The following is a 15,275-nucleotide window of genomic DNA, read 5'->3' as shown; positions in this document are numbered from 1 at the left end:
GTGCCATGGATTCGAGCCACTTTCGCATGAACTGGAACTACCCGACTTCGGTGCGTGTCGGCGTGGGCCGCATCGCCGATCTGAACAGCGCCTGCCGCGAACTCGGCATGCAGGCGCCGCTGCTGGTCACCGATCCCGGTCTTGCCGCGCTGCCGATGATCGACGCGGCCCTGCGCCAGTGCCGCGATGCGGGCCTCACCGCCGGACTGTTCCAACAGATAAAGGGCAACCCGACCGGACCGAACGTGATGGATGGTGTGGCGGCCTTCAAGGCCGGTGGCCATGACGGGGTGATCGCCTTTGGCGGCGGCTCGGCGCTGGATGCCGGCAAGGCCATCGCCCTCATGGTGGGGCAGGATCGCCCGCTCTGGGATTTCGAAGACATCGGTGACAACGCCTCGCGGGTGAACGTCGCTGGCATGGCCCCGGTGGTCGCCGTACCCACCACGGCCGGCACCGGTTCGGAAGTGGGGCGCGCGGCGGTCATCACCGACGACCAGGTGCACATCAAACGCATCATCTTCCACGCCCGGATGCTGCCGGCCATCGTCATCCTCGATCCGGAACTCACCGTCGGCCTGCCACCGAAGATCACCGCCGCCACCGGCATGGATGCGCTGTCCCACAGCCTGGAGGCCTACTGTTCGCCGCTCTATCACCCCATGGCCGAAGGCATCGCCCTGGAGGGCATGCGTCTGGTCAAGGACTACCTGCCGCGCGCCAGCACCAAAGGCCACGACATCGAGGCCCGATTGCAAATGCTGGTCGCCTCTAGCATGGGTGCCACCGCCTTCCAGCGTGGCCTTGGGGCGATGCATGCCCTGGCCCATCCCCTCGGTGCGCTGTACGACGCCCACCACGGATTGCTCAATGCCGTGCTGATGCCCTATGTGCTACAGGCGAACCGCGCCCACATCGAGGGTCCGATGGCGCGGCTGGCGCGTTACCTCGGATTGCCCAAGGCCGGCTTCGCCGGGGTACTGGATTGGGTGGTGAATCTGCGCAGCGAACTGGACATCCCCCACAGCCTGGGGGAAATCGGTATCGATGACGCGCGTATCGAACAGGTCGGATGCATGGCCGAAGTCGATCCGTCGGCAGGCACCAATCCGGTCCAGTACGACGCCAGGACCTACAGCCAGATATTCGAGAAGGCTTTGCACGGCCGTCTGTGAACGATTGACCTGCAGGAGGGCCTCAGGTCCACCAGCGGTCGCTATCCAAAGGGGGCCAATGTTTCGCGGAAGGCCTCGAAGGACGCCGTTGCGTATCCCTGGCGCCAAACCAGGAGGGTTTCCACCCGCATCAGGGGAATCTGGCGCAGGAGGGGCGGTTCGCGCTGTAGCTCCAGCACCGAGCGGGGCAGGATGCCGACGCACGAGCCCGCGGCGACGCAAGCGAGGATGGCGTGGTAGGAACCCACCTGCTGCACCTTGGGCGGCGGTAGACCTTCGGCAGACAGCCAGTTCTCGGCGATCTGCCGATAGGTGCAACCCTCGGCGAAGCCAGCCAACCCGCGCACCTGTACATCCCCCGGGCCTGCGACCTGTGGGTGGCTGGCAGGGAGTATCAGCAGCAATTCCTCTTCGAACACCGGCCGGGCTTCCAGCGCCATGGCGGCAATTTCCTCGCGCCATGACACTTTACTTTGCGGCCAGGCCACCAGTGCACAGTCCAGGCGCCGCGCGAGCACGGCGTCCATCAGTGCCTGGCTGGTCCCGGTGCTCACCTCCAGCTCTACCTCCGGACACTGCCCGTGGAAGCGCGCCAGTGGTCCGGGCAGGCGGCTGGCTGCGGTGCTCTCCATGCTGCCCAGACGCAGTCGACCACCCGGCAGTTGCGGTTGCATGGCCTGGCGCGCCTCGTCCGCCAGGGCCAGCAGACGCTCGCTGTAGTCGAGAAATGCCTGCCCCCGATCGGTAAGGGTCATGCGCTTGCCGTCGCGAAGAAAGAGCGGGGTGCCCAGTTCTTCCTCCAACTGGCGAATCCGCGTGGTGACGTTGGATTGCGCTCGCTGCAAGCGCTGGGCCGCGCGGGTGACGCTGTGCTCCAGGGCGACCGCGCGGAATATCTCCAGGCTGGATAGATCCATACTTTTTAATCTCAAATAGAGAATGAATATTTAAAATTATTCTCTATTTGAGATAGATTGGCCAGGTTTCACTGGTACGGAGTCGCTGTCTCATGTCCATCACCCGATCGCTCGGCATCGAGCACCCCATCATCCAGGCCCCCATGGTGGGCGTTTCCACGCCGGCCCTGGCCGCGGCGGTTTCCAATGCCGGCGCCCTGGGGTCCATCGGCATCGGTGCCAGCACCCCGGCGCAGGCCCGCGCCATGCTGGCGCAAACCCGCGAACTGACCAGCAGGCCCTTCAACGTCAATCTGTTCTGTCACCGACCGGCCGTGGCCGACGCCCTGCGCGAGGCTGCCTGGCTGGAGCACCTCAAGCCGTTGTTTGCCGAGTTCGATGCTGAACCGCCGGCAGCCATTCGCGAGATCTACAAGAGTTTCCTCGACGACTCGGAGATGGCGCAGATGCTGTTGGATGAGCGCCCGCCGGTGGTCAGCTTCCATTTCGGCCTGCCGCCGCAAGAATGGATCGATGCGCTGAAAGGCGCCGGTATCCGTCTGCTGGCCAGTGCGACCACGCTCGAAGAGGCACGTCTGTTGGAAGCGGCCGGTGTGGACGCCATCGTCGCCCAAGGCATAGAGGCGGGCGGCCACCGGGGTGTGTTCGAACCCGAGAAGGGCGACGCCGGCATCGGCACCCTGGCCCTGGTGCGGCTCATCGCCCGGAACTGCCGCCTGCCAGTGATCGCCGCTGGCGGCATCATGGACGGGCAGGGCATCAAGGCCGCCATGGCCCTCGGCGCCCAGGCGGCGCAATTGGGCACCGCCTTCGTGCCGTGCCCCGAGTCGGCCGCCAACACCGCCTACCGTGCTGCCCTGAAGAGCGAACGCGCCTACCAGACGCGTATCACCGCGGCCATCTCCGGCCGCCCGGCGCGTGGCATGGTCAACCGCCTCTGGACTGACCTGGATACGTCCGATGCGCCGGCCCTGCCGGACTACCCCAACACCTACGACGCGGCCAAGGCGCTGCACGCCGCGGCCAGCGCCAAGGGCTGCAACGACTTCGCCGTGCAATGGGCCGGGCAGGGCGCACCCCTGGCGCGGGAAATGCCGGCGGCGGATCTGGTGAAGGTACTGGTGGAGGAAATGCATCTGTAGGAGCTGGCTTGCCAGCGAACCGCTTTGCTTCGCCAGCAAGCTGGCTCCTACAGGAATCCGCCGAGCCATGTCGATCCGTCGGCTCGCCAATCGACTAGCGGGTGATTGGCTATCGTCATCCATCCCACCAGGAGGTGCACCATGAGCAAGCGGATTCACACGATCGTCCCGTGCCTGTGGTTCGACGACCAGGCTGAGGCCGCAGTCAACTTCTACATCGGCATCTTTCCCAATTCGACAATCACGGCTATCAGCCGCTACGGCGAAGCGGGCCGGGATGTCCACGGCAAGGCGCCAGGGTCGGTACTCACCGTAGACTTCGAACTGGACGGCCAACGCTTCACCGCCCTCAATGGCGGTCCGGACTTCACGTTCAACGAGGCGGTGTCGTTCCAGATCCACTGCGACGATCAGGAGGAACTGGACCACTACTGGGACACACTCTCCGACGGCGGCGACCCGAGCGCCCAGCAGTGCGGTTGGCTGAAGGACCGTTTCGGGCTGTCCTGGCAGGTGGTGCCCATTGCCATGATAAAGATGCTCGAAGACTCGCAGTCGGCAGGCTCCCAGCGCGCCTTCGCCGCAATGATGCAGATGAAAAAGCTGGATATCGCGGCCCTGAAGAAAGCCTTCGACGGCTGAGGCTGCCGCAGCCGTCGAAAGCATTCGGTAGCGAGATCGACATCTGTTCGATAACCGCACGAATAGTCGATTATCGGATTGTCCAGTGAGGGGCCGGGGAGTACTTTTTGTTCACCCGGCGCCCGAAACGCCCTGGATAACAACACGAGATCGACCATGGCTGAAATCCTTTCCCTCCGCGAAGCCGTCGAACGCTTCATCAACGATGGCGACACCGTAGCCCTCGAAGGCTTCACCCATCTGATTCCCACTGCCGCGTCCCACGAGATCATTCGCCAAGGCAAGAAAAACCTGCACCTGGCACGCATGACCCCCGATCTGGTGTACGACCTGCTGATCGGCGCCGGTTGCGCGCGCAAGCTGACGTTCTCCTGGGGTGGCAACCCCGGTGTCGGCTCGCTGCATCGCCTGCGTGATGCGGTCGAGAAACAGTGGCCGAATGCCCTGGAGATCGACGAGCACAGCCATGCCGACCTGGCCAACTCCTATGTGGCCGGTGCCTCGGGCCTGCCTTTCGCCGTGCTGCGTGCTTACGTCGGCTCCGATCTGCCCAAGGTCAACCCGAACATCAAGTTCATCGAGTGCCCGTTCACCGGTGAGCAACTGGCGGCGGTGCCTTCGGTCCGTCCGGACGTCACCGTGATCCACGCCCAGAAGGCCGACCGCAAGGGCAACGTGCTGCTCTGGGGCATTCTCGGGGTGCAGAAGGAAGCGGCCCTGGCGGCCAAGCGCTGCATCGTTACCGTGGAAGAGATCGTCGACGACCTGAACGCACCGATGAACGCCTGCGTCCTGCCCACCTGGGCCCTGACCGCGGTCTGCCACGTGCCCGGTGGCGCTCATCCGTCCTATGCCCACGGCTACTACGAGCGCGACAACCGCTTCTACCAGGCCTGGGACCCGATCGCCCGCAACCGCGAAACCTTCACTGCCTGGATCGATGAATACATCCGTGGCACCAAGGATTTCAGCGAGTTCCAGCAGAAGATCGCCCAAGCCAAGATTGCGGAGGCCAAGTGATGAGCGCTCAATCCACCCTTGACTACAGCACCAACGAAATGATGACCGTGGCGGCTGCCCGCCGCCTGAAGAATGGCGCCGTCTGCTTCGTCGGCATCGGCCTGCCGTCCAAGGCCGCCAACCTGGCGCGCCTGACCTCGTCCCCGGACGTGGTGCTGATTTACGAATCCGGCCCCATCGGCGCCAAGCCGACCGTGTTGCCGTTGTCCATCGGCGATGGCGAGCTGGCCGAAACCGCTGACACCGTAGTGCCCACCGGTGAGATCTTCCGCTACTGGCTGCAAGGTGGCCGTATCGACGTCGGTTTCCTCGGCGCTGCCCAGGTCGACCGCTTCGGCAACATCAACACCACCGTGATCGGCGACTACAACAACCCGAAAGTACGTCTGCCGGGTGCCGGCGGTGCTCCGGAAATCGCGGGTTCCGCCAAGGAAGTGCTGATCATCCTCAAGCAGTCCCATCGCACCTTCGTCGACAAGCTGGCCTTCATCACCTCCGTCGGCCACGGCGAAGGCGGCGACCACCGCAAGCAGCTGGGCCTGCCCGGCAAAGGTCCGGTGGCGCTGATCACCGACCTCTGCATCATGGAGCCGGAAGCCGGTACCAACGAGTTCATCGTCACCTCGCTGCACCCGGGCGTGACCCGCGAGCAGGTAATCGAGAACACCGGTTGGGCCATTCGTTTCGCCGCCGACGTTTCCGAGACCCTGGCCCCCAACGAAACCGAGCTGACCGCGCTGCGCGCCCTGGAAGCCCGCACCGCTGCTGCCCACGGCCAGCAAGGCGGTGAGGAATGAGTCGCGAGGTCTACATCTGCGACGCCATTCGCACGCCCATCGGCCGCTTCGGCGGCTCGCTGGCGCCGGTACGCGCCGACGACCTGGCCGCGATCCCGATCAAGGCCCTGGTGGAGCGCAATCCCCAGGTCAAATGGGACCAGCTGGACGAAGTATTCCTTGGCTGCGCCAACCAGGCCGGTGAGGACAACCGCAACGTGGCACGCATGGCGCTGCTGCTGGCCGGCCTGCCGGACAGTGTTCCTGGCGTCACCCTGAACCGCCTCTGCGCTTCGGGCATGGACGCAGTGGGCACGGCTTTCCGCGCCATCGCCTCGGGCGAAATGGAACTGGCCATCGCGGGTGGCGTGGAATCCATGTCCCGCGCGCCCTATGTGATGGGCAAGGCCGACAGCGCCTTCGGTCGCACCCAGAAGATCGAAGACACCACCATCGGCTGGCGCTTCATCAACCCGCTGATGAAGGCCCAGTACGGCGTCGACGCCATGCCGCAGACCGCGGACAACGTCGCCGACGATTACCAGGTCTCCCGCGAAGACCAGGACCTGTTCGCCCTGCGCAGCCAGCAGCGCGCCGGTCGTGCCCAGGCTGAAGGCTTCTTCGCCGAAGAAATCGTCCCGGTGGTGATCAAGGGCAAGAAGAGCGAGACGGTCGTCGACCAGGACGAGCACCTGCGTCCCGACACCACCCTCGAAGCCCTGGCCAAGCTGAAGCCGGTCAACGGTGAAGGCAAGACCGTCACCGCTGGCAACGCGTCGGGCGTCAACGACGGTGCCGTGGCACTGATCCTGGCTTCCGCCGAAGCCGTGAAGAAGCACGGCCTGACTCCGCGCGCGAAAGTCCTCGGCATGGCCAGCGCCGGCGTCGCGCCGCGCGTCATGGGCATCGGCCCGGTGCCGGCGGTGCGCAAGCTGATGGAGCGGCTGAACCTGGCCATCGGCGACTTCGACGTGATCGAGCTGAACGAAGCCTTCGCCGCACAGGGCCTGGCCGTCATGCGTGAGCTCGGCATCGCCGACGACAGCGACAAGGTCAACCCCAACGGCGGCGCCATCGCCCTCGGTCACCCCCTGGGTGCCAGCGGCGCGCGTCTGGTCCAGACCGCCCTGCACCAGTTGGAGAAGTCCGGCGGCAAGCTGGGCCTGGCGACCATGTGTGTCGGTGTGGGCCAAGGCCTCGCCCTCGCCATCGAGAAGGTCTGACAGGCTACTAAGCTTGGCATCTCGGGGTTGGGCAGTGCTCGCAATCCTCATGTACAGACGTACATTCCGGTTGCTGCGCGCTGGCCGCCCCCGACCTGCCTGCGCTCGCTACGCCTGTGCATGCCTGTAGGGTGGGCTTCAGCCCACCTTTCGCGGCAATCGCTGGTCTCTCAGGGCTGGCTGCTATAAAACGAAACACCATCCCGAATTCTGGAGCACTGGCTTGAACAGCCCGAGCAACCAACTCTTCGACGCCTATTTCACCCAGCCCGCCATGCGTGCGGTGTTCTCCGACCGCGGACGCGTGCAGGGCATGCTGGACTTCGAGGCCGCATTGGCGCGCTCCGAGGCGAGCGTCGGCCTGATCCCGGGCGACTCCGTGGCGCCCATCAAGGCGGCCTGCAGCGCCGAACTCTACGACTACTCCGCACTGGCCCTGGCCATCACCACGGCTGGCAACTCCGCCATCCCTCTGGTCAAGGCGCTGGGCAAGCGTGTGGCCGCCCAAAGCACGGAAGCCGAACGCTTCGTGCACCTGGGGGCTACCAGCCAGGACGCCATGGACAGCGGTCTGGTGCTGCAATTGCGCGCCGCCACCGAGCTGCTGGAACAGGACCTTGTCGGACTGGCCCAGGCCCTGGCCGTGCAGGCTGAACGCTTCGCCGACACTCCGCTTGCCGGCCGTACCTGGTTGCAGCAGGCGACGCCCGTCACCCTCGGCATGAAGCTGGCCGGCGTGCTGGGTGCGGTGACCCGTCATCGTCAACGCCTGGCTGAACTCAAGCCGCGCCTGTTCTGCCTGCAGTTCGGCGGTGCGTCCGGCAGCCTCGCCGCCCTGGGCGAGCAGGCTTGGCCTGTTGCCGAGGCCCTGGCCCGTGAACTGGACCTGAACCTGCCCGACCAGCCCTGGCACACCCAGCGTGATCGCCTGGTGGAGTTCGCCAGCCTGCTCGGCCTGATCGCCGGCAGCCTGGGCAAGCTGGGCCGTGACCTCAGCCTGCTGATGCAGACCGAGGCGGGCGAAGTATTTGAACCTTCTGCGCCTGGCAAGGGGGGGTCGTCCACCATGCCGCACAAGCGCAATCCGGTCAGCGCCGCTGTGCTGATTGGCGCGGCCACTCGCGCACCGGGTCTGGTTTCCACCATGTTCGCCGCCATGCCCCAGGAGCACGAGCGCAGCCTCGGCCTCTGGCACGCCGAATGGGAAACCCTGCCGGAACTCTGCTGCCTGGTTTCCGGTGCGTTGCAGCAAGCGCTGCTGGTGGTTCCGGGCCTTGAAGTAGACGCCGCGCGCATGCGCGAGAACCTCGACCTGACACAGGGCCTGGTGCTGGCCGAAGCCGTGAGCATCGCGCTTGCTCAGCGCATTGGCCGGGATGCCGCCCATCACCTGGTGGAGCAGTGCTGCCGCCAGGCAGTGAAAGAGGGTGCCCATCTGCGCGCCGTGCTCGGCGCCAATGCCGAGGTCAGCGAACAACTTTCCGCCGCCGAGCTGGACCGCCTGCTCGACCCGGCCCATTACCTTGGCCAGGCCCGCCGCTGGGTGGACCGCGCACTGGCCGAACACCACGCATTTTCGCGCTAGGAGATTTACATGCCTGCCGTACGACTCGCCGATGGCGACCTGAACTACCTCCTCGAAGGCCCGGCTGGTGCGCCGGTGCTGGTGCTGTCCAACTCCCTGGGCACCGACCTGCACATGTGGGACGCGCAGATCCCGGCCTTCACCCAGCACTTTCAGGTGCTGCGTTATGACACCCGCGGCCACGGCCAGTCCCTGGTCAGCGAAGGCCCCTACAGCATCGAGCAACTGGGCGGAGATGTGCTGGCGCTGCTGGACGCCCTGGATATCCCGAAGGCGTACTTCTGCGGCCTGTCCATGGGCGGCCTGATCGGCCAGTGGCTTGCAATCAACGCCCCGGAACGCATCGAGCGCCTGGTGCTATGCAACACCGCCGCCAAGATCGGCACTCCTGAAGTCTGGAACCCGCGAATCGACGCCGTGCTTTCCGGTGGCGCCCAGGCCATGCGCGATCTGCGCGACGCCTCGATCTCCCGCTGGTTCACCCCGGATTTTGCCGAGGCCGAGCCGGCCAAGGTCGAGCCTATCGTCGGCATGCTGGCCGAGACCTCGCCCGAGGGCTACGCCGCTAACTGCGCCGCTGTGCGTGACGCCGACTACCGCGAGCAGCTCGGCAGCATCAGCGCGCCGACCCTGATCGTTTGCGGCAGCGGTGACCCGGTCACCACTCCCTCCCACGGCCGCTTCATGCAGGAGCGCATTGCCGGTGCCGAGTTGGTGGAGTTCCACGCGGCGCACCTGTCGAACGTGCAGGCCGGCGATGCGTTCAGCCAGCGCGTACTGGCTTTCCTTACTGCCTGACTAATTGATGTCCACATTCGAGGACGAAAAGATGGACGAGAAAGAACGTTACGAAGCCGGCATGAAGGTTCGCCGTGCAGTGCTGGGCGACGCCCATGTGGACCGCAGCCTGCAGAACCTCACGCCGTTCAATGAAGAGTTCCAGGAAATGATCACTCGTCATGCCTGGGGTGACATCTGGACCCGCCCGGGCCTGCCGCGCCATACCCGCAGCCTGGTCACCATCGCCATGCTGATTGGCATGAACCGCGAAGGCGAGCTGAAGCTGCACCTGCGCGCCGCGAAGAACAACGGCGTGACGCGTGAGGAGATCAAGGAAGTGATCATGCAGAGCGCCATCTACTGTGGCATCCCAGCGGCCAACGCTACGTTCCACCTGGCCGAAGCCGTGTGGGATGAGCTAGGGGTGGAATCGCTGCAAGGCTGATCCGCCGCAACACAGAAACGCCGCCCGGACCACGCATCCGGGCGGCGTTTTTTGTTGCTCCATCAAAACTCCTGCAGGTGCGGTCATTCCTTTGTAGGGGCCAATTCAACCGCCAGGGGCAACGCAGTTGCCCCCGTTGGACAGCCCACTGTCAGGCATCCCACTCCGGCGCGAAGTCCGGGCTCACCACGCGCTTGTTCTTCGGCAGGGTGGCGATCAGGGCGCGGTCCTCATCATCTAGCTGCACCTTCAGCGCATCCAGGTTCGCTTGCTGGTTCGCCATGCTGGACGCCTTCGGAATGGCGCCGACGCCGTCCTGTTCCAGTAGCCATTTCAAGGCCACCTGGCTCGGCAAGGCGCCGTGCTTCTCGGCGATCTTCCGGATTGCCTGCTGTTCCGCGGCCAGGCCACGTGCGAGCGGGGTATAGGCGGTGAGCACCAGGCCTTTGCTGCGGGCGTAGTCCAGCAGGCGCTGCTGGTCGAGCAGCACGTGGTACTCCACCTGGATGGCGGACAGCGGCGCCCCCAGGTCTTCCACTACCTGGCGCAACAGGCCGAGCGGAAAATTGGCCACGCCAATGCAGCGCGCCTTGCCTTCGTCGCGCAGGGCCACCAGGGTGTCGATGCTGCGTGCCAGGTCCCAGTCCTTCGCCGGCCAGTGGATCATGAACAGGTCCACCTGATCGGTGCCCAAGGCGCGCAGGCTGTCTTCAAGGGATTGGCGCATGGCCGCCGGCTGCAACTTGTCCCACCAGACCTTGGTGGTCAGGTGAATGGCATCGCGAGGCACGTCGCTCTGGCGCAGGGCCGCGCCGACCGCCGCTTCATTCTCGTAGGCGGGCGCGGTGTCGATATGCCGGTAGCCCAGTTCCAGGGCCTGGCGCACGGCATAGGTGCATTCATCTCCCTTCATCGGCCAGGTGCCAAGACCGAGCTGGGGCATGTTCAATCCTTGGGCGGTGGTCAGTTTCCGCATGGAGTGCTCCTTGTCATTTATTTCGAGGTTGCACCTGCCGCGTGGCGGCCGGCGATGTAGCCGAAGGTCATGGCCGGACCCAGGTTGATGCCGCCGGACGGGTAGTGACCGCCAAGCGCGCTGGCCATATCGGTGCCGGCAGCATAGAGCCCCGGAATCGGCTGGCCGTTTTCATCCAGCACTCGCGCCTGCCCATCGGTGCGCAGGCCGGCGAAGGTGCCAAAGCAGCCCGGCTGGACTTTCACTGCATAGAAAGGCCCGTGTTCGATGGGCGCTACGCAGGGGTTGGGGCCTTGGTGGGAGGCATCGCCGCTGCGGCGGTTGAAAGCCGTGCTACCGCGGCCGAATTCCGGGTCGTCGCCACGTCGGGCATGGTGGTTGAACGCTTCTACCGTGGTGGCAAGGCCGGCCGGGTCGATGCCGCAGGCTTGGGCCAGTTCGACCAGGGTGTTGCCGCGCTTTAGGTAACCATTGCGCAGGTGCGGCCATAGCGGCACCGGGGCCGGGCGGGCGAAGCCCAGGCCATAGCGGCGCTGGAAGCGATGGTCGCAGACCAGCCAGGAGCAGCTTTCCTCTCCTTCCGGCACAGCCTTGTTCATGGCATCGACATAGTCGTAGTAGCCGCCGGCTTCGTTGACGAAGCGCTTGCCATTCTTCAGCACGCCGATGATGCCGGGCTTACCGCGATCGATGATGTGCGGGAAGTGGCCGAAGGTGCCGTCGGCGTAGGGCACCTTCGACACGGGCGCCCAGGCCACAGGGGAGCGCAAGTCGTCGGCGACCACGCCGCCAGCGGACTCGCCCAGTCTTAAACCGTCACCGGAGCAGGAGAGCGGGGGCAAGGCGAGGTTGTCATGGCCGCTGGTGTCGCGAGGGAACATCGCCTTGCGCCGGTCCGGGTCGTTGGGGAAGCCTCCGGCGGCCAGCACCACGGACCTGGCGCGGATAGAAAGCTCCGCGCCGTTGTACTGCACCACCGCACCCTGGACCTTGCCCTCTTCGATGATCAGGCGGCGTGCTGGTGCCGATTCCATCAGCTGCACGCCCAGGTCGTTGGCCGACTTGGCCAGGCGGGCCACCAGCGCGACGCCGTTTACCAGATGCATGGCGCGGCCGTAGCGGGCCAGGTGGTAGAGGTGCGTGGTGAAACGCCGGGTGACATGGGCGAAGGCGCGCAGGGAACGCGTCATGCCGAGGAACGCGGCCAGATCGGCACCGGCCATGATGGGCATGCCCATGAAGGAGGTCTCGCGCATGGTCTTGCGCAGACGTGGCAGCAGGTCGCCGACCTCGCGTGCGTCATAGGGCGCGGCAATGACCTGATGGCCGCCGTTGGCGGCGCCGGGGGTGTCGCCATGCATGTCGGGTATGCCGTTGCCATCGACGAACTGCAGGGCAGTGTGCTGCTCGAAGAAGCCCACCATCTCAGGGCAGTTCTGGAGAAAGGCGTCCACCAGTTCCGGGCGGAATTGCTCGCCCAGCTCATTGCGCAGATAGGTGCGTGGCTGTTCGATGTCTTCCTCGATGCCGGCGCGGCGTGCCAGCGGGTTGCGCGGTGCCCACATCCAGCCGCCGGACCAGGCCGTGGCGCCACCGAATACCTCCGCCTTCTCCACCAGGATCACTTTCTGGCCGTGATGGGCGGCGGTGACGGCGGCGGCGAGGCCCGCAGCACCTGAGCCAATGACCAGTAGATCGCAATCGAGGCGGTTTGGAGCAGGGCGTGCGGCAGGCATTTCATGTGATCCTTAAATACTGGAACTGTGTTCCGCATTCTATGGCCGCTACATTCCACGACCAAGGCCGGGGCGACGCAAGTGGCCGGTCAGCGAACGGAAATCGGTCGTCTCGCGAGAGAGGGAATGGCAATCCATAAAAAAAGCCCGCCAGATGGCGGGCCGAGGTAGTCAAAGCACACTTACCAAAGGATCAGAGGATCGACAGCGGATAGCTGATGATCAAACGGTTCTCGTCGAACTCGTTGTTGCTGAAGTCGCGGCGGATGCTGGAGTTGCGCCACTTCACACTGAGCGCCTTGAACGAACCGGACTGCACCACATAGGCCAGTTCCGTCTCGCGGATCCATTCCTTGCCATCGGTCACGGTGCCGACATGGGCATCTTCGCCGCTGATGTAGCGGTTCATCAGGGTCAGGCCGGGCACGCCGACGGCGGCGAAATTGTAGTCATGGCGCAACTGCCAGGATTTTTCCTTGGCGTTATCGAAGCTGGAGTTGTAGCTGTCGTTGGCCAGGGTGCCGCCGCTGGTGCCGTTGACGCGCATCCAGGCATCGTCGCCGCTGACTTTCTGCAGGCCGACATAGAAGGTGCTGCCGCCGTACTTGGCCGACAGCAGGGCCGACCAGGTGCGGTTGTCCAGGTCACCGGCCAGGGCGTTGCCGTTTTCCTTGCCGTTGAAGTAGCCGAGGTTGGCGCCCAGGGTCCAGTCACCGACAGGCTGGCTGTGCATCACTTGCAGGTACTGCTGCTGGTAGATGTCTTCCAGTTCGGCGTACCACAGGCCGACCAGGGTGCGCTTCTCGTTGAAGGCGTATTCGCCGCCAGCGAAGTTGAAGCGGTCCGAGGTGAAGGCCGCGCGGCCGTTCATGGACATGTCTTCCAGGCTCGCGTCGTTGCGCGGGCTGTTCTGGCGGAACTGGCCGCCGTAGAGGGTCAGGCCGTCTATTTCCTGGGAGGTGACCTGGCCGCCCTGGAAGGTTTGCGGCAGGGAGCGGCCATCGTCGGAACGCAGGATCGGCAGCACCGGCATCCACTCGCCGACCTTCAGCTCGGTCTTCGACACGCGCATTTTGCCGGCCACCGCCAGGCGGCCGAAGTCGTCGGCGGGGCGGCCGTCGTCATGCACCGGCAGCAGCTGGGTGCCGCGGGTGCCCTTACCGCCATCGAGCTTCACCGAGAGCAGGCCGAGCATGTCGACGCCGAAGCCCACCGGCCCCTCGGTGAAGCCGGACTTGGCATCGAGGATGAAGTTCTGGGTCCATTCCTCGGCCTTGCCTTGCGGGTAGGTCGGGTTCACGAAGTTGCGGTTGATGTAGAAGTTGCGCAGGTTCAGGGTCGCCGTCGCGTCCTCGACGAAACCGTGTTCATCGGCAGCCATGGCGGGCAGGGCGGCCAGGGAAACGGCGGCGGCGAGGATGCATGGGACAAAGGATTGGGCCTGGCGGCGGGTGGAGTTCATGCTCGTTCTTGCCTCTGTGATTGTTGTTTTCGGGTGCGCAAAAGCCCCTTCGCGGTGGTTGCGCGAATACAGCTCAGGGTTGGTATTGCGGCGGCGTCAGCGGGCTTTGCGGCGCTCTATCAGGCGTGCGAAGCAGCGTTGCAGTCGATCGCCCAGACCTTCACCGCTGGCCAGTTGGACCAGGGCAATGGAGGCGAAAGGCGAAGCGCAATCGAAGGACGGCCCGGAAAGGGGCGACGAGGCAATTGGGGTAGGTGGCTGGAGCATCGTGGTCGACCTTTCTTGTATTTATGTCGGTAAAAGGCGAGGCGTCGCTTGTATCGCAGGCTGGTTGCGGCAACGCCTCGCACTTGGGACCGATAGTGAAATCCGCCAGCCTTGCGTTCAATCGGCTGGAAACGCTTTCGTTCGGTCATCGAACAAAAACTAACTGTTCCGTACATTGCTAATGCTGGATGGGTGGAAACCCGTGCCGCAGTTCCAGGTTTCGCGGGGGCAGCGTTGTCTTCTAGAATCGGCACACATTCAAGAGGACCCATGCCCCATGGCCGGTAGCCAGATCGAACGTGCCTTCAACCTGCTCGAACGTCTCACCATTGATCCGCGCGGCCTGCCGATGCAGACCCTGGCCGATGAGCTGAATATTCCCAAGAGCGCTACACACCGCATGCTGGCCGAGCTGATCCGCCTCGGCTACGTGCGCCAGAACCAGGAGAACAGCCGCTACCAGCTGTCCACCCGGCTGGTGGCCATGGCGTTTCGCTACCTGGCCAACAGTGGCGCGGATATCGTGCAGCCGATCCTCGATCGACTGGCCCAGGAAAGTGGCGAACTGGTGCGTCTGGGGGTGATCGAGGATGACCGCCTGACCTGGATCGTCAAATCCCAGGGGGCCCGCTCCGGTCTGCGCTACGACCCCGACATGGGCCGCGATGCGCCGCTGTTCTGCACCGCCTCCGGCCATGCCTGGCTGGCCAGCCTGAGCGATGCCGAGGCGCTGCTCCTGGTGGAGCGCCAGGGTGTGGCCGACCCGAAGGATTTCGGGCCCAACGCCCCCCGCTCGAACATCGAGTTACTGGAACGTCTGCGCCTGGCGCGCGAGCGGGGCTACGCCTGGGTGGTGGAAAGCTCCTCGGTGGGCATGTCGGCACTGGCGGCGGTGGTGCGTGACCCGCGCACTGGCAAGGCCATTGGCGTGCTCAGTGTCGCTGGCCCTACGGCGCGCTTGCCGGAAGCGCGCATGCACGAGGTCGCACCGCTGCTTCTGGCAGCGGTGGAAGAGCTCACTTCGGCGAGCCAGGCGTCGGAGTTTTTCGTCTGATCGCATGACTGTAGGGGCGAATTCATTGGCTATGTCCGCGTTAGCTGTTGCGAGCGATTTACCCTCTGACCAAGA

Annotated in this window: 15 protein-coding genes; 10 read left to right on the top strand and 5 right to left on the bottom strand. The window is 64.9% G+C overall.

What is annotated here, in order from left to right; translation table 11 throughout:
• Positions 1 to 5: 5 nt before the first annotated feature.
• Positions 6 to 1,175, top strand: coding sequence for an iron-containing alcohol dehydrogenase (locus AAHM40_RS23770; protein WP_342246886.1), 1,170 nt, complete (start codon positions 6 to 8; stop codon positions 1,173 to 1,175).
• Between the two features lie 41 nt (positions 1,176 to 1,216).
• Here AAHM40_RS23770 and AAHM40_RS23765 read toward each other — a convergent pair whose 3' ends face one another.
• The gene (locus AAHM40_RS23765; RefSeq protein ID WP_342246885.1) at positions 1,217 to 2,092 is read right to left on the bottom strand and encodes a LysR family transcriptional regulator; all 876 of its coding nucleotides are present in this window, start codon (positions 2,090 to 2,092) and stop codon (positions 1,217 to 1,219) included.
• 92 nt (positions 2,093 to 2,184) lie between these two features.
• On the opposite strand from AAHM40_RS23765, the gene AAHM40_RS23760 reads away from it, so the two are divergent.
• From AAHM40_RS23760 to pcaC, 8 genes are all read left to right on the top strand, one after another.
• The gene (locus AAHM40_RS23760) at positions 2,185 to 3,234 is read left to right on the top strand and encodes an NAD(P)H-dependent flavin oxidoreductase (RefSeq protein WP_342246884.1); all 1,050 of its coding nucleotides are present in this window, start codon (positions 2,185 to 2,187) and stop codon (positions 3,232 to 3,234) included.
• A 141-nt stretch (positions 3,235 to 3,375) separates the two neighbouring features.
• On the top strand, positions 3,376 to 3,876 hold the full coding sequence (locus AAHM40_RS23755) for a VOC family protein (protein ID WP_342246883.1): 501 nt from the start codon (positions 3,376 to 3,378) through the stop codon (positions 3,874 to 3,876).
• A 156-nt stretch (positions 3,877 to 4,032) separates the two neighbouring features.
• Positions 4,033 to 4,896 carry a CoA transferase subunit A gene (locus AAHM40_RS23750; RefSeq protein ID WP_342246882.1) on the top strand — a complete coding sequence of 288 codons (864 nt, stop codon included), beginning with the start codon at positions 4,033 to 4,035 and terminating at the stop codon, positions 4,894 to 4,896.
• The gene (locus AAHM40_RS23745; protein ID WP_342246881.1) at positions 4,896 to 5,693 is read left to right on the top strand and encodes a CoA-transferase subunit beta; all 798 of its coding nucleotides are present in this window, start codon (positions 4,896 to 4,898) and stop codon (positions 5,691 to 5,693) included. The genes AAHM40_RS23750 and AAHM40_RS23745 overlap by 1 nt, the downstream gene beginning before the upstream one ends.
• Positions 5,690 to 6,895 (top strand): 3-oxoadipyl-CoA thiolase, encoded by a 1,206-nt coding sequence (gene pcaF, locus AAHM40_RS23740; RefSeq protein WP_342246880.1) that lies wholly within the window; start codon positions 5,690 to 5,692, stop codon positions 6,893 to 6,895. Before AAHM40_RS23745 ends, pcaF begins: the two co-directional genes overlap by 4 nt.
• Positions 6,896 to 7,118: 223 nt before the next feature.
• Complete coding sequence (locus tag AAHM40_RS23735; protein WP_342246879.1) at positions 7,119 to 8,480, top strand: 3-carboxy-cis,cis-muconate cycloisomerase; 1,362 nt, start codon at positions 7,119 to 7,121, stop codon at positions 8,478 to 8,480.
• A gap of 9 nt (positions 8,481 to 8,489) precedes the next feature.
• Positions 8,490 to 9,278 (top strand): 3-oxoadipate enol-lactonase, encoded by a 789-nt coding sequence (pcaD, locus tag AAHM40_RS23730; protein ID WP_342246878.1) that lies wholly within the window; start codon positions 8,490 to 8,492, stop codon positions 9,276 to 9,278.
• Positions 9,279 to 9,309: 31 nt separating this feature from the next.
• On the top strand, positions 9,310 to 9,705 hold the full coding sequence (gene pcaC, locus AAHM40_RS23725; RefSeq protein WP_342246877.1) for a 4-carboxymuconolactone decarboxylase: 396 nt from the start codon (positions 9,310 to 9,312) through the stop codon (positions 9,703 to 9,705).
• Positions 9,706 to 9,856: 151 nt separating this feature from the next.
• Here pcaC and AAHM40_RS23720 read toward each other — a convergent pair whose 3' ends face one another.
• The 4 genes from AAHM40_RS23720 to AAHM40_RS23705 form a co-directional block, all read right to left on the bottom strand.
• Complete coding sequence (locus AAHM40_RS23720) at positions 9,857 to 10,681, bottom strand: aldo/keto reductase (RefSeq protein WP_342246876.1); 825 nt, start codon at positions 10,679 to 10,681, stop codon at positions 9,857 to 9,859.
• A gap of 17 nt (positions 10,682 to 10,698) precedes the next feature.
• Positions 10,699 to 12,417: an FAD-dependent oxidoreductase gene (locus AAHM40_RS23715; protein ID WP_342246875.1), complete on the bottom strand. Its 1,719-nt coding sequence runs from the start codon at positions 12,415 to 12,417 to the stop codon at positions 10,699 to 10,701.
• A 193-nt stretch (positions 12,418 to 12,610) separates the two neighbouring features.
• Entirely contained in the window at positions 12,611 to 13,879 is a 1,269-nt protein-coding gene (locus AAHM40_RS23710) for an OprD family porin (protein WP_342246874.1), read from the bottom strand.
• Positions 13,880 to 13,975: 96 nt separating this feature from the next.
• Positions 13,976 to 14,146, bottom strand: a complete 171-nt coding sequence (locus tag AAHM40_RS23705) for a hypothetical protein (protein ID WP_342246873.1) — start codon at positions 14,144 to 14,146, stop codon at positions 13,976 to 13,978.
• 277 nt (positions 14,147 to 14,423) lie between these two features.
• Here AAHM40_RS23705 and AAHM40_RS23700 point away from each other — a divergent pair, with 277 nt between their 5' ends.
• Positions 14,424 to 15,200 carry an IclR family transcriptional regulator gene (locus tag AAHM40_RS23700; protein WP_342246872.1) on the top strand — a complete coding sequence of 259 codons (777 nt, stop codon included), beginning with the start codon at positions 14,424 to 14,426 and terminating at the stop codon, positions 15,198 to 15,200.
• The last annotated feature ends 75 nt before the right edge of the window (positions 15,201 to 15,275 follow it).

This window comes from Pseudomonas sp. OTU5201 (assembly GCF_038440135.1).
GTDB lineage: Bacteria > Pseudomonadota > Gammaproteobacteria > Pseudomonadales > Pseudomonadaceae > Metapseudomonas > Metapseudomonas resinovorans.
The sequence above is the reverse complement of the archived record's forward strand: the minus strand, read 5'-3'. Positions and strand labels throughout refer to the sequence as shown.